General features: G+C 65.4%; 18 protein-coding genes. 8 read left to right on the top strand and 10 right to left on the bottom strand.

What is annotated here, in order from left to right:
* Window positions 1–75 precede the first annotated feature (75 nt).
* A complete protein-coding gene (locus tag IF803_RS24760) occupies window positions 76–1134 on the top strand; it encodes a class I SAM-dependent methyltransferase (RefSeq protein WP_035630961.1) in 1059 nt (352 codons plus the stop codon).
* A gap of 85 nt (window positions 1135–1219) precedes the next feature.
* Here the strand turns inward: IF803_RS24760 and IF803_RS24755 are convergent, their stop codons facing one another.
* The 5 genes from IF803_RS24755 to IF803_RS24735 form a co-directional block, all read right to left on the bottom strand.
* Entirely contained in the window at window positions 1220–2836 is a 1617-nt protein-coding gene (locus IF803_RS24755; protein ID WP_461193779.1) for a L,D-transpeptidase family protein, read from the bottom strand.
* Between the two features lie 263 nt (window positions 2837–3099).
* Window positions 3100–4338 carry an MFS transporter gene (locus tag IF803_RS24750; protein ID WP_461193778.1) on the bottom strand — a complete coding sequence of 413 codons (1239 nt, stop codon included), beginning with the start codon at window positions 4336–4338 and terminating at the stop codon, window positions 3100–3102.
* Between the two features lie 90 nt (window positions 4339–4428).
* On the bottom strand, window positions 4429–4998 hold the full coding sequence (locus IF803_RS24745) for a PRC-barrel domain-containing protein (RefSeq protein ID WP_461193781.1): 570 nt from the start codon (window positions 4996–4998) through the stop codon (window positions 4429–4431).
* Between the two features lie 60 nt (window positions 4999–5058).
* Complete coding sequence (locus tag IF803_RS24740) at window positions 5059–7260, bottom strand: amylo-alpha-1,6-glucosidase (RefSeq protein WP_028338883.1); 2202 nt, start codon at window positions 7258–7260, stop codon at window positions 5059–5061.
* 83 nt (window positions 7261–7343) lie between these two features.
* The gene (locus IF803_RS24735) at window positions 7344–9107 is read right to left on the bottom strand and encodes an ABC transporter ATP-binding protein (protein WP_028338884.1); all 1764 of its coding nucleotides are present in this window, start codon (window positions 9105–9107) and stop codon (window positions 7344–7346) included.
* A gap of 312 nt (window positions 9108–9419) precedes the next feature.
* Between IF803_RS24735 and IF803_RS24730 the strand changes: the two genes are divergently transcribed.
* The 6 genes from IF803_RS24730 (at window position 9420) to IF803_RS24705 (ending at window position 15373) form a co-directional block, all read left to right on the top strand.
* Window positions 9420–10487: a glycosyltransferase family 4 protein gene (locus IF803_RS24730; protein ID WP_028338885.1), complete on the top strand. Its 1068-nt coding sequence runs from the start codon at window positions 9420–9422 to the stop codon at window positions 10485–10487.
* Window positions 10488–10790: 303 nt separating this feature from the next.
* Window positions 10791–12044: an ABC transporter substrate-binding protein gene (locus IF803_RS24725; protein WP_461193776.1), complete on the top strand. Its 1254-nt coding sequence runs from the start codon at window positions 10791–10793 to the stop codon at window positions 12042–12044.
* A 16-nt stretch (window positions 12045–12060) separates the two neighbouring features.
* A complete protein-coding gene (locus IF803_RS24720; RefSeq protein ID WP_461193774.1) occupies window positions 12061–12930 on the top strand; it encodes a branched-chain amino acid ABC transporter permease in 870 nt (289 codons plus the stop codon).
* On the top strand, window positions 12930–13916 hold the full coding sequence (locus IF803_RS24715; protein WP_461193773.1) for a branched-chain amino acid ABC transporter permease: 987 nt from the start codon (window positions 12930–12932) through the stop codon (window positions 13914–13916). The genes IF803_RS24720 and IF803_RS24715 overlap by 1 nt, the downstream gene beginning before the upstream one ends.
* 10 nt (window positions 13917–13926) lie before the next feature.
* Complete coding sequence (locus IF803_RS24710; RefSeq protein ID WP_038383919.1) at window positions 13927–14676, top strand: ABC transporter ATP-binding protein; 750 nt, start codon at window positions 13927–13929, stop codon at window positions 14674–14676.
* Window positions 14669–15373, top strand: a complete 705-nt coding sequence (locus IF803_RS24705) for an ABC transporter ATP-binding protein (RefSeq protein WP_028338889.1) — start codon at window positions 14669–14671, stop codon at window positions 15371–15373. Before IF803_RS24710 ends, IF803_RS24705 begins: the two co-directional genes overlap by 8 nt.
* A 145-nt stretch (window positions 15374–15518) precedes the next feature.
* On the opposite strand, the gene IF803_RS24700 is transcribed toward IF803_RS24705, so the two are convergent.
* Window positions 15519–17462, bottom strand: a complete 1944-nt coding sequence (locus tag IF803_RS24700) for an alkyl/aryl-sulfatase (RefSeq protein WP_461193771.1) — start codon at window positions 17460–17462, stop codon at window positions 15519–15521.
* A 49-nt stretch (window positions 17463–17511) separates the two neighbouring features.
* Entirely contained in the window at window positions 17512–19332 is a 1821-nt protein-coding gene (locus IF803_RS24695; protein ID WP_461193770.1) for a flavin-containing monooxygenase, read from the bottom strand.
* A 123-nt stretch (window positions 19333–19455) separates the two neighbouring features.
* Between IF803_RS24695 and IF803_RS24690 the strand changes: the two genes are divergently transcribed.
* Entirely contained in the window at window positions 19456–20244 is a 789-nt protein-coding gene (locus tag IF803_RS24690; protein ID WP_411783653.1) for an IclR family transcriptional regulator, read from the top strand.
* Window positions 20245–20480: 236 nt separating this feature from the next.
* Here IF803_RS24690 and IF803_RS24685 read toward each other — a convergent pair whose 3' ends face one another.
* The 3 genes from IF803_RS24685 to IF803_RS24675 are packed head-to-tail and all read right to left on the bottom strand — an operon-like array spanning window position 20481 to window position 24397.
* Window positions 20481–21584, bottom strand: coding sequence for an ABC transporter ATP-binding protein (locus IF803_RS24685; protein ID WP_304499198.1), 1104 nt, complete (start codon window positions 21582–21584; stop codon window positions 20481–20483).
* 15 nt (window positions 21585–21599) lie between these two features.
* A complete protein-coding gene (locus tag IF803_RS24680; protein ID WP_304499197.1) occupies window positions 21600–22631 on the bottom strand; it encodes an ABC transporter substrate-binding protein in 1032 nt (343 codons plus the stop codon).
* A 23-nt stretch (window positions 22632–22654) separates the two neighbouring features.
* Complete coding sequence (locus IF803_RS24675; protein WP_172648281.1) at window positions 22655–24397, bottom strand: ABC transporter permease; 1743 nt, start codon at window positions 24395–24397, stop codon at window positions 22655–22657.
* Window positions 24398–24419 lie beyond the last annotated feature (22 nt).

The following is a 24419-nucleotide window of genomic DNA, read 5'->3' as shown; positions in this document are numbered from 1 at the left end:
CGGCTGGACGACGACGCATGCGTGAAATTGCGAATGATGACTTTTGGCCAAACGCGATTGCGATGGAGGAACATCATGGACGTCAACGAAGAGCGCCTCAATTCATTCATGGGAAAGATGATCGGCGATGTCGGCGCGGCGATGAATGCCTCGCTGATGCTGCTGGGCGACAAGCTGGGGCTGTACAGGGCTCTCGCGCAGGGCGGGCCGATGAATGCCGCGGCCCTGGCCAAGGCGACGGGAACGGCCGAGCGGTACATCCAGGAGTGGCTGTCGGCGCAGGCGGCCTCCGGCTACATCGAGTACGACAAGGCGACCGGAAAATTCTCGATGCTGCCCGAGCAGGCGCTCGCGCTCGCCGACGAGGACAGCCCGGTCTTCCTCGGCGCCGTCGGAAGCCTTGTCGGCGCGACCTTTCTCGATGAGCCAAAGATTACCGACGCCTTCAAGACCGGCAAGGGCGTCGGCTGGAACAGGCGCAGCGAGTGCCTGTTCTGCGGCACCGCCCGCTTCTTCCGCACCAGCTATAAGCACTATCTGGTCCAGGAATGGCTGCCGGCGCTCGAGGGCGTCGTCGACAAGCTGAAGAAAGGCGCTGTCGTCGCGGACGTCGGCTGCGGGCACGGCGTCTCGACGCGATTGATGGCGGAAGCGTTCCCGAAATCAACGTTCTACGGCTTCGACTATCACGAGGGCTCGATCGAGGCGGCGCGGAAGTCCGCGCGGGAGGCGGGACTGTCGGACCGCGTTCATTTCGAAACGCATTCCGCCAAGACATTCCCGGCCAAGGGCTATGACCTGGTGTGCTTCTTCGACTGCCTGCACGACATGGGCGATCCGGTCGGCGCCCTCAAGCACACCCGCTCCACCCTTGCCGACGACGGCACCTGCATGCTGATCGAGCCGTTCGCCAACGACCGGCTGGAGGACAACCTCAATCCGATCGGGCGCGTCTACTACGCCGCGTCGACGATGATCTGCACGCCGGCGTCGCTGGACCAGGAGGTCGGGCTTGCGCTCGGCGCGCAGGCCGGAGAGGCAAGACTGCGCGAGGTGGCGCGCCAGGGCGGCTTCTCCCGGTTCCGCCGCGCCGCGGAAACGCCGTTCAACCTGATCCTGGAAGCTCGCCCGTAAGGCAGTCCATAGCGCAGTGCGTTTCGACGGCGGCATCACGCCGCCGTCGGAGGCTCACCGTGATGGGCGGCCTGCCCCCGCCTCACTACCACTGTTGCGATTGCCAGTAATACTGGCCGCCGCGCCGGCGCGGATTGGCGGCTTGAGGATTGCCATAGATCTGGGGGCTACCGAACTGGGGAGCGCCGTATTGGGGGCTACCATAATTGGTCGGCGCCTGGGGATTCCAGCTGCGCTGATAGAAGAAGCCGAAACCGTCCTCGTCCCTGCTCGCGATCATGTCGTCGGTCATCATGGGCCGGGTCGGCTTGCGCGTGATGAAACCGCCCTGGGGCTGGTTGCTCAGCACGGCGACGAACTCCGTGCGATAGTTGGTCTCGGCGCTCAGCGGCTCGTCCGAGATGATGATCGAGGAGCGCGCAACGGCGGTCGGCGCGATGCGATCCAGCACATCCTGCGGGATGGTGATGCGGTCGAGCGCGTCCTTGGCGTTGTCTCCGTCGTCGATCGTCACCTGGGTCCAGCGCAGGCCGCCCGCATCGTTGCGCGCCATCGCCGTGTAGATATGCGTGCCGATCGGCTTGTCCGGATCGCGGATGGTGACGGGAACCTCGATGCTCGAGTCGAACACCTCGCCGCCGTCAGCCCATGGCTTATGGGTGTTGCGCCGGACGTAAAGCTTCTGCGTCGCGCGGCTGATGTAGACGGAGACTGGCTCGAGCGCGAGCTTCGCCTCGGTCGCCGCCTTCTGCGCATCCGCCTTCTTGGCCTCGGCCGTCTTGGCGGCGTCCTTGGCGGCCGCTGCGGCATCGAGCTTCGGCTTCGCGTCACCCTGGGCGGCCTCGAACTGGGTGGTCGCTTCCGCGGCCTTGGCCACTGCCTTCTGCTTCAGATCCTCGGCGCGCGCCTTGGCAAGATCGGTCTTGGCCGCGGCGAGCGTCTTGTCGGCCAACGCAACCGCCGCGTCGGCACGGGTCTTGATCTGTTGCAATTTGCGCAGCGACGCCGGCGTGAACAGCGCAGCTTCCTTGGACGCGGCTACCGAAGCCTTCTTCGCCTCGTCGGCTGCCTTGGCGGCATCCGCGGCCTCGCGGCTGAGCTTCTCGGCGCGCGCCGGCGCGGCCGCCATGGCTTGCGCGTTCGGCACGAACAGCGCCGGATGCGTAAAATCGACCGGCGCCGGATCGTTCGGCGCGATGATCACCCGCATCCCGATCCGGGTCTTGTCGAACAGCTTCTCGGCAAAATCGTAGGGCATCCGCACGCAGCCATGCGAGGCCGCATATCCCGGAAGCGGCCCGCCATGCAGCGCGATGCCGTTCCAGGTGATGCGCTGCATGTTGGGCATCCAGGCATCGTCATAGAGGGTCGAGTGGTGATCCTTGTCCTTCTCGATCAGCGCAAAGACGCCGGCCGGCGTCTCGCGTCCCTTGACGCCGCTCGACACCGGCGCGCGGTAGATCCAGCCCTCGGCGTCGTAGAGCGTGACCTTCTGGGCCTTGATCGACACGATCGCCATGATCGGCTCGCCAGCGGTGCGCTGCGCGGTCGCCTCGACGGCTGCCGCGGGACGCTGCTCTTTCGCCGCGACGACGCCGGTCAGTGACGCAACTGTGACCATCGCCGCGAATGTCACAAAGGCGGGTTGGCCCCAACGCCGCATCGCTCCGGTGGTTTGCGCCGTCGTCGTTCGATGTACCATGCCGCTCCTCGGTCGAAATGCCTGCCCGCGCTGCGTCAATCCCGTACCAGACCGCGATTTTGGATTGATTAATCGCCGCCACGGTTCAACGCGCGAACTCGCTCCTGGGGACCATCGGGCTCGTTCCAGCAGCAAATCACTTATGTATTCACTCATATATGACGGCACATGCAGGAGAAAGGGTGCCGCGCTGCAAAACGGGCCCGTAGCCGCATCCCTGGTCCGGTCGGTGGCGGCCAATGATGCCGCGGTTGCGCCTGCCATCATGCCGTCCGCCGCGTCTCCGGCATCACCAGCCAGATCACGAATAGTCCGAACGCGGCGATCCCGGCGAGGCCCATGAAGGCGGTGCTGCTGCCGAGCTTGTCGCTGACATAGCCGGCCAGCACCGTGCTGAGCGACGCGCCAATGCCGACCGCGGTGCCGACAATGCCCTGCGCCAGGTTGAAATGGCCGCTTCCGAAGGCGACGTCGGCCACGATCAGCGGCACCATCACGCTGAAGATCGCCGCGGTGATGCCGTCGAAAATCTGCACCATGACCAGCACATAGGGGTCGCGCACCGTCGCGAACAACAGGCCGCGGATCGCCAGCGCGGCGAATGCGATCAACAGCAGCGGCCGCCGCCCCCAGGCCTGCGCCTTGCGGCCGACCGACGGCGAGGACAGCGCGACGATCGCCTGCGGCACAATGATGCAGGCCGCGATCAGGACCGGCGCCCATTGGCTCGACCGTGTCGTCACCACGCCCGCCATCAAGGGCAGCATCGCGGCATTGGCGAGCTGGAACAGCATCATCGCGCCGGCAAAGATCAAGAGCGGCCGCTGCCGCACCAGGCCGACGACGCTGGTGGCGCGCTTGTCGGGGACTTCCCGTTTCACCTCGCCATGGGCCTGGGCGATGTCGATCTCGCGCTCGCGGATCCGCGCCAGCGACAACAGCGTCGGGATCGCCAGGATGAAGGTGACGAGGAACACCGAGCGGCTCGACAGCAGATAGCCGCAGGCGCCCATCAGTGCCGCGGCCGAGCCGCTGCCGAGCGAGGCGAAGCGCGCGTTGCGGCCGAGCCGCTCGCCGATCGCAAGCGGCCCGACCAGGCCGAGGCTGATCGCGGCGATCGCCGGACCGAGCACGCAGCTCGCGAGTGCGTGCAGCGTCGCGGCGAGCGTCACCACGGGAAAGATCGGCCAGAGCGCGTAGGCCAGCGCACTGGCGCCGATCGCGGCCACCGCACAGCCCGCAACGACCCGCTCCGAGCGCGCCGCATCGACGATCGCTCCACCGGGCATCTGGCCCAAGAGGCCGATAATGCCGCCGATCGAGAGCACGAAGCCGATCTCGACCTGGGTCCATTTCTGCGTCGTCAGATAGACCGCGACGAACGGGCCGAAGCCGGTCTGCACGTCGGCCAGGAAGAAGATGAACCAGTCGAGGCCGCGCTGGCTTTGGCGCGACGGCGCACGCGGTTCCTCGGGACTGCCTTGATCGGGGGCGAGCGGCACAACATTAGTACCGCCGGCTGATCGCTTGCCACGACCGTCGCCAACCGTCTCTAAAGAAGAGTTCGGACGCGCGACCAGCTTTACCCCCCCCTAATGTTCGTAGTCCCATGGATGCAGGCTTCCCGCCGCGCCCAGCACGATCAGCGGCGTATCTTCCTTGTACTCGGGTGCAGCGCTGACCTGCTGCTTGTTGAGGTCCAGCGTGATGCTGTCGCTCTTGCTGGAAACACCGGCGAAACGCAGCGCGTTCCAATCGACCACGATCTTGCGGCTGCCGACGCCGAGGAACCCACCGAAATCGATCACTGCGGCGCGGACCTTGCCGTCGCGGTCGACAATGACGTCGACGATGCGGCCCATGTTCTCATTGGCGGAACTGCGAACGTCGCGCCCGAGAATGCCGTGCGCATCGCGCGCGCCGATCACGGTCACCGACGGCGGCGGCGACGGTTCCTTGGACGATTCCTTTGAGGGCTCCTTGGCCTGCTCCTTCGGCGTCGCAGAGGCTGCCGGCGGCGCAGGCGTTGCTGGCGGCGCAGGCATTGCTGGCGGCGCCTGGGCCGCCGGCGGCGGCGATGGTGTCGGCGCCGGCGCTTCGTCGTCGGCGGCACGGACACCCGCGCATGTCAGCAGCGCCGCTGCGACCAGCATCATCATCATCCTCGGACGCATGTTACTCTCCCCGCGATTTCGCGGCGCACGCATGCCGCGCCACGACGCTCAATGCGTCAGCACGATCGACACCTGGATCTGGCCGCGTGTGCGCAACACTTCCAGCGACACCTCGTCGCCATGGCGGCGCAGCCTCAGATCGACGCTGGAGGCGCCGAGCCTGAGGTCGCGCAGCACCACGTCGTTGAGGAACTCCGGCAGCCGCGGATCGCGCAAGCGAATCTCGCCGCGCGCGGTGTCGAACTCGAGGCCGAGCGCCGCCTCCAGCAGCGTGAACGGCGTCGCGCTCGCCCAGGCCTGCGGTGCACAGGCCACGGGATAGAGCACCGGGCCGCGCCGGCGCTCGCGGCGGAAGCCGCAGAACAGCTCCGGCAGCCGTCGCAGTTCCATATAGCTTGCGGCATCGAACAGGCCCTTGAACAGATGCGCGACCGAATGCTTGAGGCCGTAGCGGGCAAATCCGAGCGCGATCAGCGCATTGTCATGCGGCCAGATCGAGCCATCGTGATAGGACATCGGGTTGTAGCGCGCTTCGCCCGCGGCGACGGTGCGGATGCCCCAGCCCGAGAAGAACTTCTGGCTCATCAGATCGGCGGCGACCCGTCGCGCGCGGTCTTCCCGCACCATGCCGGAAAACAATGTCTGGCCGGCATTCGACGTGCGCACCTTGCACGGCTGCTTGGCGCCGTCGAGCGCGACCGCATAGGTGCCGAGCTCCTCGCACCAGAATGCTTCCTCGAACCGCTCGCGCAGCCGCTCGGCCTCGGCTTCCAGCTTCGCAGCCTTGTCCGCAAAGCCGAGTTTGCGCGCCGCGCGCGCGGCAAGCTGCTTGCCGGCAAACACATAGCCCTGCACTTCCGCCAGCGCGATGTTGCCCTCGGCAAGCGTTCCGTCGGCGTGGAAGATGGCGTCGAACGAATCCTTCCAGCCTTGATTGCGAAGCCCCTGCTCGGTGGCGCGCTGGTATTCGACGAAGCCGTCGCGATCCGGATCGCCCGGGCCGTCGATCCATTGCAAGCCGGCCTCGACCGCGGGCCACAGCTCGCGCAGCGTCTCCAGATCGCCGGTGCGCTCCAGATAGAGCCCGGCGAGCAGCACGAACAGCGGAGTGGAATCGACGCTGCCGTAATAATGCGCGAACGGCACCTCGCGAAGCGCGGCCATCTCGCCGCCGCGCATCTCGTGCAGGATCTTGCCCGGCGCGGCATCGGCCAGCGGATCGACCGCCTTGGCCTGGAACAGCGCGAGCCGCTTCAGAACGCCCTTGGCGATCCGCGGATCGATCCACAGCATCTGCAGCGCGGTGATCAGCCCGTCGCGGCCGAACGTCGTCGAATACCAGGGAATGCCGGCATAGGGATAACGGCCCTGCGGCGTCTCGGTCATCAGCATGTTGAGGTCGGCCATCGCCTGGCACAGCACCTCGTTGAAGATGTTGTTAGAGGTCTCGATGCTGGCCGCGCCGGCCGACGAAGTCCGCATCTCGCGGCGATGCGCCAGCAGGCCACGGAAGAACGGCACCGGCTTCTGCATGATCGGCTTGTTGCAGGAGACCGCGACGAACAGCGACGTGACCTGTCCGGGCTCGAGATCGAAATGATAGGTCGCCGCGTTGACCGACAGCCGCGTCGGCCGCGGATCGAAATGCAGCGCGGTGATCCGCGTCTGCTCGTCGAGGCCGCAATATTCCAGCACCACGTCGGTCGGGCCCAACAGCTTGCTCGAGCCGATGCCCCGCCGCGGCCGGCGCTCGCCGCGCACCTCGAACAGATCGGCAAAGTCGTTGTCGAACAAGAGCGTGAGATCGAAGCTCGCGGCATGATCGCCGTGATTCTGCAGGCCGATGCGCTGATAGGCCGTGCCGCGCCACAGGAAGATCGAGCGCACGATATGCAGCGTGTCCTTCGGCAGGGTCAGACGGTCGTCGCGATAGACGTCGGAATTGGTGAGATCGACCGTCAGCGCCGAATTGTCGTCGCGCATGTTGGAGCCGAGCAGGAGCGGCTGCACGTCCTCCAGCACCATTTCCAGCCGCGCCAGGTAGCGGGTGTCGGCGTTGAACAGGCCGTCCGGCCCACCGGCCGAGGCGCCGATGTCGCCGTGGCTATCGAGCACGATGAAAGTGTCGTCATGCTTGAGCGAGCGCCGCGGCCGTGCCGCAGGCCCGGTCATCGGAATGTAGAACGGCGATTCGGCGACGTGCTCAGTGATGCGAGCGGTGATGATCTGCGTAACGACGTCAGCTGCCATCTGAACCTCTGGCGACTTTGCTTGGCTCCACTTCGGCTCGAACGAACGCACCGGAACGCACAAACACGCTTGAGAACGCGGGGTCAGGCCGCGCTGGTGGAGAGGCGGCCCATCTCGCGCGCGACCAGGTCGCGGTAGGGGCCCCTTCCCTTCACGAGGATATCGGGCGGACCATCCTCGACGATGCGGCCGCCCTGCAGCACGATCACGCGGTCGAAGCTGCGCAGCGTCGCGAGTCGGTGCGCGATTGCGACCACGGTACGCCCGCGCATCAGCCGCGACAACGCCTCGCGGATCGCCTCCTCGGAGTCCGCATCGAGCGCCGCGGTGGCCTCGTCGAGCAGCAGGATCGGCGCGTCCTTCAGGAAGGCGCGCGCGATCGCGATCCGCTGGCGCTGGCCGCCGGAGACCTTGACGCCGCGATCGCCGACGATGGTGTTCATGCCCTCGGGCAAGCTCTCGATGAAGTCGCAGCGCGCCGCGATCGCCGCCCGCAGCACCTCGTCGTCGGTGGCGTCCGGCCGGCCGTAGCGGATGTTCTCCAGGATCGAACGGTGGAACAGGGAGATATCCTGCGGCACCACCGAGATTGCCGCGCGCAGGCTCTGCTGGGTGACGCGCGAGATGTCCTGGCCGTCGACGGTGATGTTGCCCTGCTCGACGTCGTAGAAGCGCTGCAGAAGGGTAAACAATGTTGACTTGCCGCCGCCGGACTGGCCGACGAGGCCGACCCGCTGGCCGGGCTGGATGCGCAGGCTGAAGCGCTCGAACACCTGCAGGCCGCCGGGATAGCGGAACGCGACATTGTTGAAGGCGATCGCGGCGCCGCTCTTCACCAGCGCCTCGGCCTCCGGATGGTCCTTCAGCTCGTGCGGCTGCAGCAGTGTGGCCAGCGCCTCGGTCAGCCGGGCGACATGCTGGGTGACGTCAACCAGCGCGACCGCGAGATCGCGGGTGGCGCTGAGGATCGAGATGCCGAGCGTGCACACCAGCACCACGTCGCCGGTGGTCGCCGCGCCCTGCTGCCAGAGGCTGAGGGCCCAGGCCAGCATCGCGATCGTCAGAATGACGGTCACGCCGGCGTGAACGAGACGGAGCTTTTCGAGATAGCGCAGGGAACGCCCGCGCGCGACGAGTTCCCGATTGACGGTCGCATCGAAGCGGTCGTGCTCATAGCCGAGGCCGCAGAACGCGCGCACCAGCGGCAGGTTGTTGATGACGTCGACCATTTCGCCGTCCACGGCAGCCGCCCTGTTGGCGAAATCGTCGTGCAGCGGCCGGCCGGCGGCTGCCATCCGGAACATGGCCACCACCATGGTTCCCGCGATCAGGATCAGCACCGCCGACATCGTCACGCTGACGGTTCCAACCAAGGCAATCGCCGCGAAGGTTGCGATGCAGGGCGGCAACACGTTCCACACAAACATGTTCTCGACGGTGAACACGGCGTTCGACGTCGCCGTGATCCGGCTGGTCAGCATGCCCGGCAGCCGGTCCGTGAAATAGCTCGGCGCGTGACCGGTGAGATGGCGGAACATATCGCGGCGAAGGTCGCCGGTGACGCTGACAAAGGTGTAGCTCGCGGTCCAGCTCGCGATCCGCCACAGGAAGTTGTCGGCTGCGATCAGCGACATGAGCAGAGCGAATGCCAGCCATACGCCGTTCGCGGCCGATGGCCCCGCCGACAACGCATCGACCAGATTCTTCACTCCGTATTGCGTGCCTACCGAACAGGCAACCGCTGCAACCACGGCTGACAAAATCACAACATGCGACGGCAGACGCCGGCGCAGATAGCGCAGCACAAAGGGAAATGGGCGATGCGCGTATCCTGACAGATGGTCCATGACGTCCTGCAAAGCTGTTGAAGGTGAACGAGAAAATTTAGTCGAAGCTCTCGCGCACGATGACGTGAAGGGCGGCGGTGGGATTCCTTGATGCGGCCATCACTGCGCAACAATTTTGCAACGCTGGCGTAGGCAAAAACGTGTTGGAGCGAGATGGCATCAGCAAGACCACAGTGTGATGGAAGAAAGAAGCGACAGATCTCCCACATCTAAGGAACCTCGCACGTGCGAGAACGTTCCCGTCTTTGGCATGTCGGTGCCATCTGAGGGCTGAGGGTAGTTCATTCCACATTACAAACAGGAGACGGAGAGATGCGCATCGCGCAGGTTGCCCCGCTGACGGAGGCTGTTCCCCCCAAGCTCTACGGCGGCACCGAACGGGTCGTGCACTGGCTGACCGAAGAACTTGTAACACTTGGACATGACGTGACGTTGTTCGCCAGTGGCGATTCTCAAACCTCCGCGAAGCTCGATGCGACCTGGCCGAAGGCACTGCGGCTCGACGGCTCGGTCCGCGATCCCAATGCGCTCCACATGGTGATGCTGGAACGCGTGCGGCAGAAGGCCGACGACGAGGAGTTCGACTTCCTGCACTGCCATCTTGACTATTATCCGTGGTCGCTGTTCTCGCGGCAGCCGACGCCGTTCGTCACCACATTGCACGGACGGCTCGACCTGCCGGAGCATCAGCCGGTCTTCAACACCTTCTCCAAGATTCCGGTGATCTCGATCTCCAACGCGCAGCGGCGGCCGGTGCCGCAGGCGCATTGGGTGCGCACGATCCATCACGGCCTGCCGGAGAATCTGCTGACGCCGCAACCGGCGAAGCCGTCCTACCTCGCGGTGCTCGGGCGGATCGCACCGGAGAAAGGCGTCGATCGCGCGATCAAGATCGCAACCCGCTGCGGCATTCCACTGAAGATCGCGGCCAAGGTCGATCGTGCCGACCAGGAATATTACGATGAGTTGATCAAGCCACTCATCACCAGCAACCCGTTGGTCGAGTTCATCGGCGAGATCAGCGACCGCGAGAAGCCGGATTTTCTCAGCGGCGCGATCGGGCTGCTGGTTCCGATCGACTGGCCGGAGCCGTTCGGCCTCGTGATGATCGAAGCGATGGCCTGCGGCACGCCCGTCATCGCCTATAACCGCGGCTCGGTGCCGGAGATCATCGAGGATGGTCTGACCGGCTTCATCGTCGAGGACGAGATCAGTGCGATCTCCTCCGTCGGCCGCCTCGGAACGCTCAATCGCGACGCGATCCGTAAGCAGTTCGAGACCCGCTTTACCGCGCGGCGCATGGCGCTCGACTATCTCGCCGCCTTCCGCAGCCTGATGGAAGCCGAACCACGCTTCAAGCTGGTGGCCAGCGCGGAGTAGCAGTTGCAGCGGCCGATCGAATGATCCGGCGAGCCGGCCGGCACCATCCGTGCCGATCCGTCGGGTCATTCGATTGTCAATAATACCGTCGCGTGCGTCGGCAACTCTCACGCAGCAAAACAAATCCGCATGCGCGCGTCGCGCGATTGCTGCGACGCACCAGCGATGACACGTTTCCCCATGAGTTCGGCTGATATCGCCTTTGCGAATGCCGAATTACGTGCTCTTATGCGGCCCGCTTGAGCAAAAAATAATAAGCGAGCGGACGGAGCAACCGTGCCGTGATCGCGCAGGGGGAACGCCATGACAGGGGACCGCAAGCCGTCGGCCATTAATAATGCCGCACCGACCAAAGCCTCACAAAAGAAGCTGAACCGCCGCAAATTCCTCGCCAAAACCGGCGGCGTGCTGGCGGCAGGCGCGTTCGGCGCCGTTCCGCTGCGGGGCTGGGCGGCCGACCCGATCAACATTGGCGCGCTCTATCCGACCACCGGCAGCATGGCGCAGATCGGTGTCGGCTGCGTGGCTGCGGCCAAGCTCGCGGTCGACATGGTCAACGAGGCCGGTGGCATCAAGTCGCTCGGCGGCGCCAAGCTCAACCTCATCGTCTCGGACGTGCAGAGCGACACCACGGTAACACGCACCGAGACCGACCGCCTGATCACGGGCAACAAGCTGTCGGCGGTCCATGGCTGCTATGCCAGCGCGCTGACCTTGATCGCGAGCGAAGTCTGCGAACGGGCAAAGGTCCCGATCATCACCGGATCGAGCTCCGATCAGCTCAACAAGGGGCGCACCTACACCTTCACGCCGTTCGCGCGCGCCTCGCAGTTCGCCAAGGCGCAGCTGCAGATGGCCAAGCTGGTCAGCGAGCAGGCCAAGGTCGCCGTGATTTTCGAGAACACCGCGTTCGGTACCTCGACCTCGAACGGGCTGAAGGAGCTGGCGCCGGGCGAAGGCGTCGAGATCGTGATGTTCGAGCCCTACTCGGCCGGCTTCACCGACGCGAGCCCGCTGATCAACAAGGTCAAGGCCTCCGGCGCCAACACGCTGTTCTCGCTGTCCTATCTCAACGACCTCATCCTGATCGTGCGCACCGTAAAGCAGGTCGGGCTCAACATCGCGATCAACGGCGGCTCCGGCGGCTTCGTGATGCCGGACTTCTACAAGAATGTCGGCAATGCCGCCGAGGGGCTGCAGGGCGTTGCGCACTGGAACCACGACGTCAGCGACGACGCGCAGAAGGTGAATGTCGAATTCAAGAAGCGCACCGGCGAGTTCGCGTTCGAATATGCCGGCGGCCTGGTCGCGCAGACCTTCATGCTGGCCGACGCGCTGGAGCGCGCCGCCTCCGCCGATCCCAAGAAGGTGCGCGAGGCGCTCTCGACGCTCGATGTCTCCTCGGGCTTTGCTGCGATGGCGCCGGGCGGCAAGGTGAAGTTCGGGCCGGACGGCAAGAACGTCTACGGCCGGCCGGTCGGCGTGCAGTGGCAGAACACCGATCTCGTCAGCGTCTTCCCGAAGGAAGACGCCCGCGCGCCGCTGATGAAGACCTGAGCCGCGGTCGAATCGCATGTGGGAGACACTGGCCCAGGCCGTGATCAACGGCCTGCTCATCGGCGGCATCTACGCGCTTGTCAGTATCGGCGTCACGCTGATCTTCGGCGTGGTCAAGATCGTCAACTTCGCCCAGGGCGAGTTCGTGATGATCGGGATGTATATCTCGTTCTTCCTCGCCACCCAGTTCGGCATCGATCCGCTGGTCTCGCTCGTGGTCTCGATGCCGGTGCTGTTTCTCGCCGGCGTCCTGATCCAGCATTTCCTGATCCGCAGGGTGCTGGGGCCGAACGACATGCCGCAGATCTTCCTGACCTTCGCGCTGTCGCTGTTGCTGCTCAATCTCTCGCTGATGTTGTTCAGCGCCAACTACCGCACCGTCCACACGTCTTATTCGGAGGCGGCGTTGCACATCGGCGGGCTGTACATACCGGTGGCGAAACTGATCGCCTTTGCGGTCGCAATGGCGCTGAGCGGGCTGCTGTGGGTGTTCCTGCACACCACCGATCTCGGCCGCGCCATGCGTGCGGCGTCGCAGAACCGCGACGTCGCGATGCTGATGGGGATCAATCCGAACCGCGTGTTCGCGGTGGCGTTCGGAACCGCGCTGGCGCTCGCGGGCGCCGCCGGCTCGCTGCTGATGCCGTTCTATTCGGCCTATCCATTCGTCGGCCAGGTGTTCGTGCTGATGGCGTTCGTCGCCGTCGTGATGGGCACGCTCGGCAATGTGATCGGCGCGCTGATCGCAAGCCTGATGATGGGCGTCGCGGAATCGCTCGGCATCCAGTTCGTCGGCGCCGATTCCGGCCTGATCGTGGTGTTCGCGCTGCTGCTGCTGACGCTTGCCTTCAGGCCGAGCGGACTCGGCGCCAGGAGGGGCCGATAATGCAGACGTCCAGCAACTTCAAATGGCTGTGGCTCGCGATCGGGGCCGTCGTCATGCTCACCTTGCCCCAGCTCGTCACCTCATCGTTCGCGATCGACATTTTCATCCGCATCCTGCTGTTCTCCTTCATCGGCGTCGCCTGGAACCTGATGGGCGGCTACGCCAAGCAGCTGTCGCTCGGGCACGCCGCCTATTTCGGGCTCGGCGCCTACACCTCCACCATCATGCAGGTGAACTACGGCATCTCGCCCTGGATCGGGATGATCGCGGGCGGCGTGGTTGCGATGCTCGCAAGCCTGCCGATCGGCTGGCTCTGCTTCCGCCTGCGCGGCCCCTACTTCACCATCGCCACCATCGCGACCGCCCAGGTGCTGATGCTGATCTTCCTCAAGTTCCGCGACTTCGCCTGGGGTGCCGAAGGCACCACGATCCCGAACCTCGGCAGCGCGCCGTTGATGATGCAGTTCGAGGAGAAGACGTCCTACTATTACGTCGTGCTCGGCCTGCTCGTGGTCGGACTATGGATCACCCACAGAATCGAGAAATCCTGGATCGGCTACTACCTCGTCGCGATCGGCGAGGATGAGGACGCGGCCGAAGCGGTCGGCGTCAACGCGCCGAAGGTCAAGCGCGACATCTACATGATCAGCGCGTTCCTGACCGCGCTCGCGGGGACGTTCTACACGCAGTACATCTACTTCATCGATCCTGCGACCGCGTTCAGCTTCAACGTCTCGATCGAGGCGGCGCTGGTGTCGATCGTCGGCGGCATCGGCACGCTGTGGGGGCCGGTGATCGGCACCGTGCTGCTGGAGACCACCTCGGCGCTGCTACAAAGCTGGCTCGGCAGCTCGGTGGGCGGCATCCAGCTCACGGTCTACAGCCTGATCCTGATGGCTGTGATCCTGTGGCGGCCGACCGGGCTGATCGGGTTCGCGACCGACATCTATCACCGCACCGCCCGGCGCAAGCCGGCGCGCGCCTGAGGTCGTCGCGATGGCAGAAGCACTGGTCATCAAGGGTCTCAGCAAGCGCTTCGGCGGCCTGCGCGCCGTGCAGGACGTCAGCTTCACGGTGCAGGAGAACGAGACGGTGGCGCTGATCGGGCCGAACGGCGCCGGCAAGACCACGAGCTTTCACCTGATCACCGGATTTCATCGGCCAGATTCCGGCTCGGTGCTCGCCTTCGGCCACGAGGTCGTGGGGCTCAGGCCGCATGATGTCTGCGCGCTCGGCCTTGCCCGCACCTTCCAGGTGGCAAAGCCGTTCGGCGCGATGACCGTGCTCGCCAATGTGATGACCGGCGCGTTCCTGCGCGACCGCCATATCGCCGCCGCACGCAACAAGGCGCGCGAGGCGATTGAGTTCGTCGGCCTCGGCGCCAAGGAGCAGACCCCGGCCAAGGACCTCACCACCATCGACCAGCGCCGGCTGGAGATGGCCCGCGCGCTGGCAACGCAGCCAAGGATCCTGCTGCTCGACGAGGTGATGGCCGGGCTCAACCCGGCCGAGATCGACCAAGCGGTGGCGCTGGTGAAGAAGCTGTCCGCCAGCGGCCTGACCATCGTGATCGTCGAGCATGTGATGCGCGCGATCATGGCGGTGGCCCGCCACATCGTGGTGCTCGACCACGGCCAGAAGATCGCCGAGGGCGCGCCGAAGGAGATCGTGGAGAATCCGGAAGTGATCCGCGCCTATCTCGGCTCCTACGTGCATCCGCCGGCGCAGGGAGACGCCCATGCTTGAGCTCTCCCGCGTCAGCGCCAGCTACGGCTCGGTCCCCGCCATCACCGACGTCAGCATCTCCATTGGCGAGGGCGAAGCCGTCGGCCTGCTCGGTGCCAACGGTGCCGGCAAGAGCACGACGCTGCGCGCCGTCTCCGGCCTCGTCAAGCTGTTCAGCGGCAAGGTCACGTTCGATGGCGTCGACCTCGCCACGCTGCCGCCTTACCGGATTCCCGAGCTCGGCATCGCGCACGTCCCTGAAGGCCGCCAGGTGTTCCCGGAAATGACGGTGCAAGAGAATCTCGAGATCGGCGCCTACACGCCGAAGGCCAAGGCGGATCGCGCACGCACGATGGAGCTCGTCTACAGCATCTTCCCGCGGCTCGCCGACCGCAGGAAACAGCTCGCCGGCACCATGAGCGGCGGCGAGCAGCAGATGGTCGCGGTCGGCCGCGGGCTGATGTTGAAGCCCCGCCTGTTGATGCTGGACGAGCCCTCGCTCGGCCTCGCGCCTGTCATGACCGACGTGACCTTCGAGAAGATCGGCGAGATCCACAAAATGGGCACCGCGATCCTCTTGGTCGAGCAGAATGTCAGCCGCGCGCTGTCACTGGTGCAGCGCGCCTATGTGCTGGAAAGCGGCAACGTGATCATGCAGGGCACCAGCGCCGAGCTCGCAGGCAACAAGCAGGTGCAGGCGGCGTATCTCGGGATTTGAGGCATCGTCTGCTAACCCGTCATCCTGAGGAGCCGCGTAGCGGCGTCTCGAAGGATGAATCGGCCACCAGCCGGGCCGTCGACCCTTCGAGACGCGCGTTCCGCGCTCCTCAGGGTGACGGTTTGTAAATTCCGCGTGCGCGGCTCTACGTCACCGCCGTCCGCTTCGGCTCGACAATCTCGAACATCCGCGGGAATTCGTCCATCAGCGCCATCAATTCACCGAGCCGCTGCGGCTCGCCTGATGCCTTGATCCTGCCGGCATCGACGGCGTCCGGGAACGTGGTCAGCTTGGCGATGACCTCGTCGAGCACGCTGCGCGCCAGCGTGAAGCTCGCCTGCGCATCGGCCGCCTGCGCACCCCCGACGTAGGTCAGGGCGGAATTCTCGAGATTGAGCACGAAGGTCTCGCCGGTGTCGGTGAAGCTCCAGTTCAGCACGAAGCGCTTGCCTTCGGCCTTGGGGCCGTTGAGGCGGATGCCGAGCACGTCCCAGAGCTGCTCGGTGCGCAGCGCAGCCAGCGTCTCGCGCGGCATCGGCGAGCGCGGCGGCGTCTTCGGCATGCCCTGCCGCAGTTCCTGCGCACCGAACAGATAGGCGTTGCGCCAGGTCGAGCTTTCCGCGGCGTAGCCGAGCTGCTCGAACGTATCGGCGAGGAGCGAACGCGCGGCCTGATTATCAGGCTCCGCGAACACGAGATGGCTGACGGCCTGCGCCACGAAACGGAATTCGCCCTTGGCAAAATCCGCCGCGGCGCGTTTCAGGATCGCATCGGCGCCGCCCATATACTCGACATATTTCTTGCCGGCCTCGACCGGCGGCAGCGGATCGAGGTTGACCGGATTGGCGTCGTACCAGCCGAGGTACTTCTGGTAGATCGCCTTCACGTTGTGCCTGATGTGGCCGTAATAGCCGCGGCCGTGCCAGGCGCCCTCCAGGCTCTGCGGCAGCTGGATCGTCTCGGCGATCTCGGCAGCGTTGAGCCCATGGTTCATCAGACGGATGGTCTGGTCATGCGCGTATTTGTAGAGGTCGCGCTGCTCGTGGATCATGGTGTCGATCCGCGCCTGCCCCCACACCGGCCAGTGGTGCTGGCCGCACATCGCTTCCGCCTTGCCGCCCCACATCTGCAGCGCCTCGCCGAGATATTTCGACCAGGCCAGCGCATCGCGCACATCGGCGCCGCGGAACGGCAGCAGATTGTGGAAGTTGTGGGTGCAATTTTCGGCGAGGTTCAGCAGCTTGTAGCGCGGGATGAAGAAATGCATCTCCGCCGGCGCCTCGCTGTTCGGCGCCATCTGGAATTCGAACTCGACGCCGTCGATCACGCGCTTGTCGCCGGTGGCGATGATCAAATCGGTCGGCCGCAGCAGCGTCACGCCACCCGCCGCCATGGTCTTGCCGAGGCCGCAATCGACGTGGCCGCGCGCGCCCTTGGCGAGGAACGGCCCGAACTGATATTGCGCGCGGCGCAGCATCGCCGGCCCCGCAATGATGTTCTCGGAGACCGCGTGCTCCATGAAGAAGTTCGGCGCGATGATCGGTACGCCCGCCGCCAACATGGCATCGTCGAGCACGCCGCGCGCGCCGCCCCAGTGGTCGGTGTGGGTATGCGTGAAGATCACGGCGGCGACAGGCCGCTTGCCGCGATGCCGGAAGTACAGTTCCATCGCGGCGCGCGCGCCCTCGATCGAGGTCAGCGTGTCGACCACGATGACGCCCTTGTCACCCTCGATCAGCGTCATGTTGGCGATGTCGAGGCCGCGCACCTGGTAGACACCCGGCACCACCTCGAACAGGCCGTGATGCATGTTGAGCCGCGACTGCCGCCACAGGCTCGGATCGACGGTCGCGGGCGCTTTCTCCTCCGACAGGAATCCGTAAGGCTCGAGGCTCCAGACCACCCTGCCCTGGGCCGAGGTGACGCGCGCGTTTTCGATGGTGCCGAGAAAGCCGCGCGCGGCGTCGTCGAAATCCCTGGTGTCGGCGAAGGGCAGCGCTTTCAGCGTCGCCCGGTGCTGCGCGATGACCGGCGCGGATGCCGCCTTCGGACCTTCGTGCGACGCTTCGCCTGCGGTTGTCTGGGCCATACTCAAGCACTCCCTCGATTGGCGGACATCGGTTCCGATCGCGCTTCCCTCAGCGAAATTGCACGCCCTCGAACTGGCCGCTGCGGCGCCAGCCGTCGATATATTTGAAGTAGGCCAGCGCGCCTGAGGGATGGCCGACATTGAGCTTGGCGGCGGGACCGGGCTCACGGCCCTCATTGTTGTAGTAGCCGGGCGTGCAATCGGGGCCGCCGATCATCCGGCCGACGCCGGTCAGCAGCAGTTCGACCCAGCGATCCTCGGCTTCCTTGCTGACTTCGATTTCCTTGAAGCCGTTGTCCTGCGCGTGGCCGACCATCAGCGCGATGGTCCGCGCCGCTTCGGTCAGATTATGCGGCACATTGGAGATCAGATTGGCGCCCTGGGTCGGCTGCACGAAGAACACGTTGGGGAAACCGTGCACGTGGATGCCGTGCTTGGTGCGCATGCCCTCGGCCCAATGCTCCGACAGCTTGATACCGTCGCGGCCCTTCAGATCGAAGCCCGCGCGACGCTTGTACTCGGTGCCGACCTCGAAGCCGGACGCATAGATGATGCAGTCGAGCGCGTATTCCTTACCCCCGACGACGATCCCGTTCCCGGTGATTTCCTTGACGCCCTTGCCGTCGGTATCGACCAGATGGGTGCCAGGGGTGTTGAACGCCTGAAGATAGGCGTCGTGGAAGCACGGCCGCTTGCAGAGCTGGCCGTACCAGGCCTTGAGATTCTCGGCGGTGTCGGCATCGCGGACGATGGTGTCGATCCGGTTGCGGATTTCCTCCATCTTCTCGAAGTCGGAATCCTCGAACGCCGCCCGCATGTTTTCCACGCTTCGCTGCTCGCGCGGCAGCAGCATGATCTTGGCGCGAATCCGCTTCGACAGGTCGGTCCAGCCGTCCTGCACCAGATCTTCCTCGGCCGATCCGCCGGCCTGGTTGGCGGTGAAATTCTCCAGCCAGCGCTGTTGCCAGCCCGGCGTCGCGATCTCGGCGAACCAGTCGGGATCGATCGGCCCGTTGCCGCGCACATCGACCGACGACGGCGTGCGCTGGAATACGTAGAGCTCCCTGCAGGCGCGCGCGAGGTGCGGAATGCATTGCACCGAGGTCGCGCCGGTGCCGATGATGCTGACGCGCTTGTCGGCAAGCCTCTCCATCAGCGCGCCCTTGGGATCGCCGCCGGTGTAGTCGTAATCCCAGCGGCTGGTGTGGAACGAGTGGCCCTTGAAGCGCTCGATGCCGGGAATGCCGGGCAGCTTCGGCACATGCAGCGGGCCGGTGCCGATGCCGACATATTGCGCGGTGAAGGCGTCGCCCCGCGTGGTGCGGATGATCCAGCGCGATTGCGCAGCGTCCCAATCGAGGCTCGTCACCTCGGTGTGAAACAGTGCGTTGTCGTAGAGATTGAATTGCCGGCCGATCCGCTGGCAGTGCGCGAGGATCTCCGGCGCATGCGCGTATTTCTCGGACGGCATGTGGCCGGTCTCTTCGAGCAGCGGCATGTAGACCATTGACGCCGTGTCGCACTGCGCGCCGGGATACCGGTTCCAGTACCAGGTGCCGCCGAAATCGCCGCCCTTCTCGACGATGCGGACATCCTTGATCCCGGCCTCGGTCAGCCGCGCCGCAGTGGCGAGCCCGGCGAAGCCGCCGCCGATGAAGGCGAAGGTGACGTGGTCGGTCTTCGGCGCGCGCTCAACGATCGGCGTGTAGGGATCGTCGAGATAATGCGCGAGCTGGCCCTTGATCTGGAGATACTGGTCGTTGCCGTCGGGACGCAGCCGCTTGTTGCGTTCCTCCTGATACTTCAGGCGCAGCCGCGCCTTGTCGATCGCGGCGGGCTTTGCGTCTCGGGCTTGCTCGGTCATCGTCATCGGGAGGCGCCTCGCTCCAGCGGTTCCTTGTCCTTATTCCCGGCAGATAAACCGATATCGACACGATTTGCAAATTCATTCCGATATATTGACAAATCTGACCATCTGAGACCAATATTCCGTATGACAGCATCTTCCCCTGCCGAGGTTCAGGCGGATCCGTCCTTTGCGACCACCCTGGCGCATGGCCTCGACGTGCTGGCGGCATTTCGCCGTCATCCGGGCTCGCTGTCGAATGCCGAGCTCGCGTTGCATACCGGCCTGTCGCGGCCGACGGTGTCGCGGCTGACCTACACGCTCGAGCAGCTCGGCTATCTCAGGCGCGACGCCAAGGGCCGCTTCGTGCTCGGACTGGGCGCGCTCGCCGCCGCCTACCCCGTACTGTCGGCATTGAAGGTGCGCCAACTGGCGCGTCCGCTGATGCGTGACTTCGCGACCTATGCCGGCGGCACGGTGTCGATCGCGATGCCGTTCGGCATCGACTTCATCTATGTCGAGACGTTGCGCACGACGGATACGGCGCCGCACGTGCCCGACGTCGGCTTTGTCAGCACGCTGGCGCCGACCGCGGTCGGGCGCGCGCTGCTGTCGCTGTTCACCGAGGAAGAGCTCGGCGCCTATGTCGCACGCGTCAAGGCCGAGCGCCCCGATGAGTTCGATTACGTGCAGAAGCGCACCTTGCCCGACATCGAATTGTGCCGCGAGCGCGGCTTTGCCGTCTCGCTCGGCGAATGGCGGCGCGAGATCTTCGGCGTCGCCGCCCCGCTCTATCGCACGCCGACCGGCGAATGCCTGTCGGTCAATTGCGGCGTCCCCTCCTTTCGCTTCAGCGCCGAGCAGATCGAGCGCGAATGCGGCCCGCGCATCCTCGGACTCGCCCGCAGCATCCGCGCGCTGGTGGAGGAAGGTTAGCCCGCGAACCTGCGGCATGGGCTACCTGCCATCGCGCCACGCGACGGCCGCCGCTTCACCTCGCCCCGCGTGCGGGGAGAGGTCGGAACGCATCGCTAGATGGGTTCCGGGTGAGGGGGAGCCTCCGCAAACGCAACTATCACTGTATTCGCGGAAGCAGCCCCTCACCCCACCCTCTCCCCGCGAAGAGCGGGGCGAGGGAGCCCAGCCCCGTCGCCACTCGACGCGACCACGCTCTACTCATGCGATGCCGGCCCGCTGTCGCGGTAGGCCCACAGGCATTCGCGCGGCAACGCGACCTGTGCCTCGACGCCGACCTGATAGCGTGCGGCGGTGCCGAGTTCGATCGCCTCCAGCCGTTTGCCGAACAGCTCGATGCCGTAGGCGGTCTGGGTGCCCTGATATCTGCGGTCGAGCACCTTTGCCGAGAACGTGTTGACGCCGTCGGGGCGGCCGATCGCGATGTTCTCGGGCCGCAGCGCGATCCGCACTTTCTCGTCGGGCTTGAGCGCCTGGCACAGCGCGACCTCGCCTTGCCGGCCGTCACCGAAATCGACCACGCCATAGCGGCCATTGCATGTGACGAGCGTGCCTGCGAGCTCGTTGGTGGCGCCGGTGAAATTGGCGACGAACAGATCGGCCGGGCGGTTGTAGATCACGTCGGGCGTGTCCATCTGCAACAGCTTGCCGTCGCGCATCACCCCGATCCGATCGCCGAGCACGACCGCCTCGGCCTGGTCATGGGTGACGTAGAGCGCGGTCATCCCGGTCTGCTTGAGAATGACGCGAAGATCGTCGCGCAGCCGCAGGCGCAGTTTGGCATCGAGGTTCGATAGCGGCTCGTCGAGCAGCAACAGTTGCGGCCGGTACACCATGCTGCGCGCCAGCGCGACGCGCTGCATCTGGCCGCCCGACAACGCCACCACCGGCCGGTCGGCATAGTCGGACAGTCCGACCAGCGCCAGCGCCTCCTCAACCATGCGGGCAGCATCGGTGCGCCCGATCCTGCGGTGCTTCAGCGGATAGATCACGTTCTGCCGCACCGTCATATGCGGCCACACCGCATAGGACTGGAACACCATGCCGAGATCGCGCGAACGCGGCGGCACGAGGATGCCGCTTGCCGGCGACGAGACCACGCGCCCGGAAATGCTGATCTCGCCGCCGGTCGGATGCTCGAGCCCGGCGACGCAGCGCAGCGTCGTGGTCTTGCCGCAGCCGGACGGCCCCAGCAGCACCACGATCTCGCCGGCCGGCACGCCAAAGCTGACGCCGTCGATGGCCGGGCGGCCGATCGAAAACTGCTTCCTGAGATCGGTGACTTCCAGCGTCGCCGTCATCGCTGCACCATCAGCCTATTGCCGGTAGCCAAACGTCTTGTCCCAGTCCGCGACCCACGCCGCATGCAGCTTCACATACTCGTCGAACTTCGGATACCAGAGCTTGACCACCTTTGGATCGAACCCCTCCGGATATGCCGGCGGCGCCTTCAGTGATGTGAGATTGCCGAGCTCCTTGATCATGAAGGTCTGTCCTTCCTTGGACAGACACCAGTTCAGGAACAGCTTTGCTGCGTTGGGGTGAGCCGCCGTCTTCGGAATGCCGGTCGCGTAGGGATTGACCGGAGCACCTTCAGGCGGAAAGAAGATCTCGATCGGCGCGCCGTCCTTCTTCTTCTGGTAGATCACGTTGTAGAGCAGCGGCGCGATCGCGATCTCGCCGCGCACCAGCGCATCGGCCGTCGGCGCGCCGGAGGGATACAGCACCGGATGGGTCGCGGCCTGCTTGGCCCAGTAGTCTTCGCCGAGCACCTTGCGCTCGAACATGATCCGCGTCCAGGTGGTGCCGCCGGACTGCGCGAACACCTGCCCGATCAACTTGTCATATTGCGGCTTGGTCAGATCCATCCAGGATTTCGGCGGGTCCTTCACCAACTCGGTGTTGTAGGCGATCGACCAGGCGATCGTCGCGCGCGGCCAGTATTTCGGCGAGATCAGCGCGTGCGGATCGTAATCGGCCGCGTTCGGCGGCGCGTAATCCTGGAACAGGTCCTCCAGCGGCTGCATCAGCGCGCGGTCGGAATGGTCGACGACATCGGCGATCAGCTTGCCGGCCGCGGCCTCCGTCTTGACGCGGGTGATCAGCTGGCCGCCGGGCGCGCGGACCATCTCGACCTTGATCTCGGGAAAGCGCTTGTTGAAGGCCTTGATGACCTGCTGCTCGATCTCGGCGAAGTTCGCGGTGTAGTAGACGAGCTTGCCTTCGGACTTGGCCGCCGCGACCAGCTCCGCCGAGCCGAACTCCTGCGCCTGCGCCTGCGCCGCAGGCGCCAATGCAAGCGCCGCCACGCTTGCCAAGGCCAGTGTGGTGAAGGTTCGTCTATCCATCGCAATCCTCCCCTTATTCGTTGTTATCCGGTCCGCGCCACGTTGCCCTGCGCTGATCCGCGCGACAGCCAGTTGGCGCCGCCGATCAGGACGCCGAGCAGCACCGTCTGCACCAGGCTGAAGGCCGCGGTCTTGCCGATATTGCCGCCCTCGTAATAGTCGAGCAGCAGCACCGACATCACCATGGTGTTGCTGGTGTAGAGGAACAGCGACGAGCCGAGCTCGCGGATCGCCAGCACGAACAGCAGCGTCATCGACGCCAGCACGCCCGGCCGCGCCAGCGGCAGAACGATCGTCCTGATGGTGCCGAGCACGCCCTTGCCGCAGACCCAGGCGGCCTCCTCGAGCTCGCGGTGGATTTGCAGGAACGAGGTCGACAGCGCTTTCACGGTGTCCGGCATGAAGCGCGCAATGAAGGCCAGCGCGAGAATCCAGATCGTGCCGTAGAGCCCGCCCGGCACGCCGATCCAGGCCCAGAGATAGGCGACGCCGACCACCAGCCCGGGGATCGCGACCGGCAGGGTCGAGATCAGGTCGATGGCGCCGCGCCCGCTGACGCGGGTGCGATGGATGGTGTAGCCGATCGCAAAGGCGAGCGCGCCGCCGACAACAGCCGTGATGACGCCCACCTCGACCGCATTGTAGATCGACCGCATCGTCAACGGATTGTCGAAGATGCTCTCGAAATGCGTCAGCGAATATTGCCGCATGTCGAACAGGCTCGCGACGTCGCGGATGAACATGAACTTGCGGAACGCCGCGACGATCAGTGCCAGCGACGGCAGCACTACGACGATGAGGAGGTAGACGATCCCGATCGCGAAGGTGAGCCAGCGCCACGGCCCGAGATCGAGGCTGCGCGGCCGGAACGCCTTGCCCGCGACGGTGGTATAGCTGCGTCCGCTCAGCAGCTTCTGCTGCAGATAGACCAGCAGCCCCGTGACCACCATCAGGATGATCGCGACCGCCGCCGCGGTGTTGTAGAGCGGCGGCGACCAGTTGGTGAGCTTGAAGATGTAGGTGGTGAGCACGTTCAGGTTGGTCGGCGCGCCGAGCACGGCCGGGATGCCGTAGATGCCGAGCATCACGATGAACGACAGCAGCATGCCCGAGACGATAGCCGGCATGATCAGCGGGAACGTCACCGTGAACAGGGTCGCGACCGGGCTCGCGCCGGAGATTTCCGCGGCCTCCTCCAGGCTCGGGTCCATGTTGCGCAACGCCGACGAGGTGAACATGTAGACATAGGGCGCGTAGTAAATGCCGAACACGAACACCAGGCCCCACATCGAATAGAGATCGACGCGCAGGTCGGAGCCCATCCACTTGAACATCGTGTTGATCAAGCCGGTCTTCGGCGAACCGAGAATGGCCCAGGCCACGCCCGCGACCAGCGGCGGCGCGAACAGCGGCAGGATGCTGGCCGCGGCGATAAAGCCCTTGAACGGCGTGTTGGTGCGCACCACGATCCAGGAGAACAGGAGCCCGATCGCGACCGCGATCACCGTGCCGCCGCCGCAGGCAATCAGCGTGTTGAGCAGCGCTTCGGCGACGTTCGGATTGGCCAGCACGGCGAGGAAATTGGCGATCGACAAATGGCTCAGGCTGAGACGGATGCCGTCGACCACCGGATTGGTGTCGGTGAGGGCACCGAGCAGCAGCATTAAGACGGGATAGATGACCAGGAAGGTCAGGATCGCCAGCAATGCCGCGACCCAGAGGCCGGTGAACGCGCGGCGGCGAGTTCCCTCGCTGGCGCTTCGCATGGCTTCGCTGCGCCGGTCGGCC

It is taken from the genome of Bradyrhizobium sp. UFLA06-06, from assembly GCF_054820065.1.
Note: the sequence above shows the minus strand (reverse complement) of the source record. Positions and strands in the feature narration are given on the sequence as shown.

What these genes read in the sequence shown, in the direction of transcription:
- IF803_RS24700 (WP_461193771.1), bottom strand. Translation starts at nt 17,462, where the DNA reads ATGGCCCAGACAACCGCAGGCGAAGCGTCGCACGAAGGTCCGAAGGCG.
- IF803_RS24710 (WP_038383919.1), top strand. Translation starts at nt 13,927, where the DNA reads ATGGCAGAAGCACTGGTCATCAAGGGTCTCAGCAAGCGCTTCGGCGGC.
- IF803_RS24675 (WP_172648281.1), bottom strand. Translation starts at nt 24,397, where the DNA reads ATGCGAAGCGCCAGCGAGGGAACTCGCCGCCGCGCGTTCACCGGCCTC.
- IF803_RS24720 (WP_461193774.1), top strand. Translation starts at nt 12,061, where the DNA reads ATGTGGGAGACACTGGCCCAGGCCGTGATCAACGGCCTGCTCATCGGC.
- IF803_RS24745 (WP_461193781.1), bottom strand. Translation starts at nt 4,998, where the DNA reads ATGATGATGATGCTGGTCGCAGCGGCGCTGCTGACATGCGCGGGTGTC.
- IF803_RS24735 (WP_028338884.1), bottom strand. Translation starts at nt 9,107, where the DNA reads ATGGACCATCTGTCAGGATACGCGCATCGCCCATTTCCCTTTGTGCTG.
- IF803_RS24695 (WP_461193770.1), bottom strand. Translation starts at nt 19,332, where the DNA reads ATGACGATGACCGAGCAAGCCCGAGACGCAAAGCCCGCCGCGATCGAC.
- IF803_RS24725 (WP_461193776.1), top strand. Translation starts at nt 10,791, where the DNA reads ATGACAGGGGACCGCAAGCCGTCGGCCATTAATAATGCCGCACCGACC.
- IF803_RS24740 (WP_028338883.1), bottom strand. Translation starts at nt 7,260, where the DNA reads ATGGCAGCTGACGTCGTTACGCAGATCATCACCGCTCGCATCACTGAG.
- IF803_RS24685 (WP_304499198.1), bottom strand. Translation starts at nt 21,584, where the DNA reads ATGACGGCGACGCTGGAAGTCACCGATCTCAGGAAGCAGTTTTCGATC.
- IF803_RS24705 (WP_028338889.1), top strand. Translation starts at nt 14,669, where the DNA reads ATGCTTGAGCTCTCCCGCGTCAGCGCCAGCTACGGCTCGGTCCCCGCC.
- IF803_RS24680 (WP_304499197.1), bottom strand. Translation starts at nt 22,631, where the DNA reads ATGGATAGACGAACCTTCACCACACTGGCCTTGGCAAGCGTGGCGGCG.
- IF803_RS24715 (WP_461193773.1), top strand. Translation starts at nt 12,930, where the DNA reads ATGCAGACGTCCAGCAACTTCAAATGGCTGTGGCTCGCGATCGGGGCC.
- IF803_RS24690 (WP_411783653.1), top strand. Translation starts at nt 19,456, where the DNA reads ATGACAGCATCTTCCCCTGCCGAGGTTCAGGCGGATCCGTCCTTTGCG.
- IF803_RS24755 (WP_461193779.1), bottom strand. Translation starts at nt 2,836, where the DNA reads ATGGTACATCGAACGACGACGGCGCAAACCACCGGAGCGATGCGGCGT.
- IF803_RS24760 (WP_035630961.1), top strand. Translation starts at nt 76, where the DNA reads ATGGACGTCAACGAAGAGCGCCTCAATTCATTCATGGGAAAGATGATC.
- IF803_RS24730 (WP_028338885.1), top strand. Translation starts at nt 9,420, where the DNA reads ATGCGCATCGCGCAGGTTGCCCCGCTGACGGAGGCTGTTCCCCCCAAG.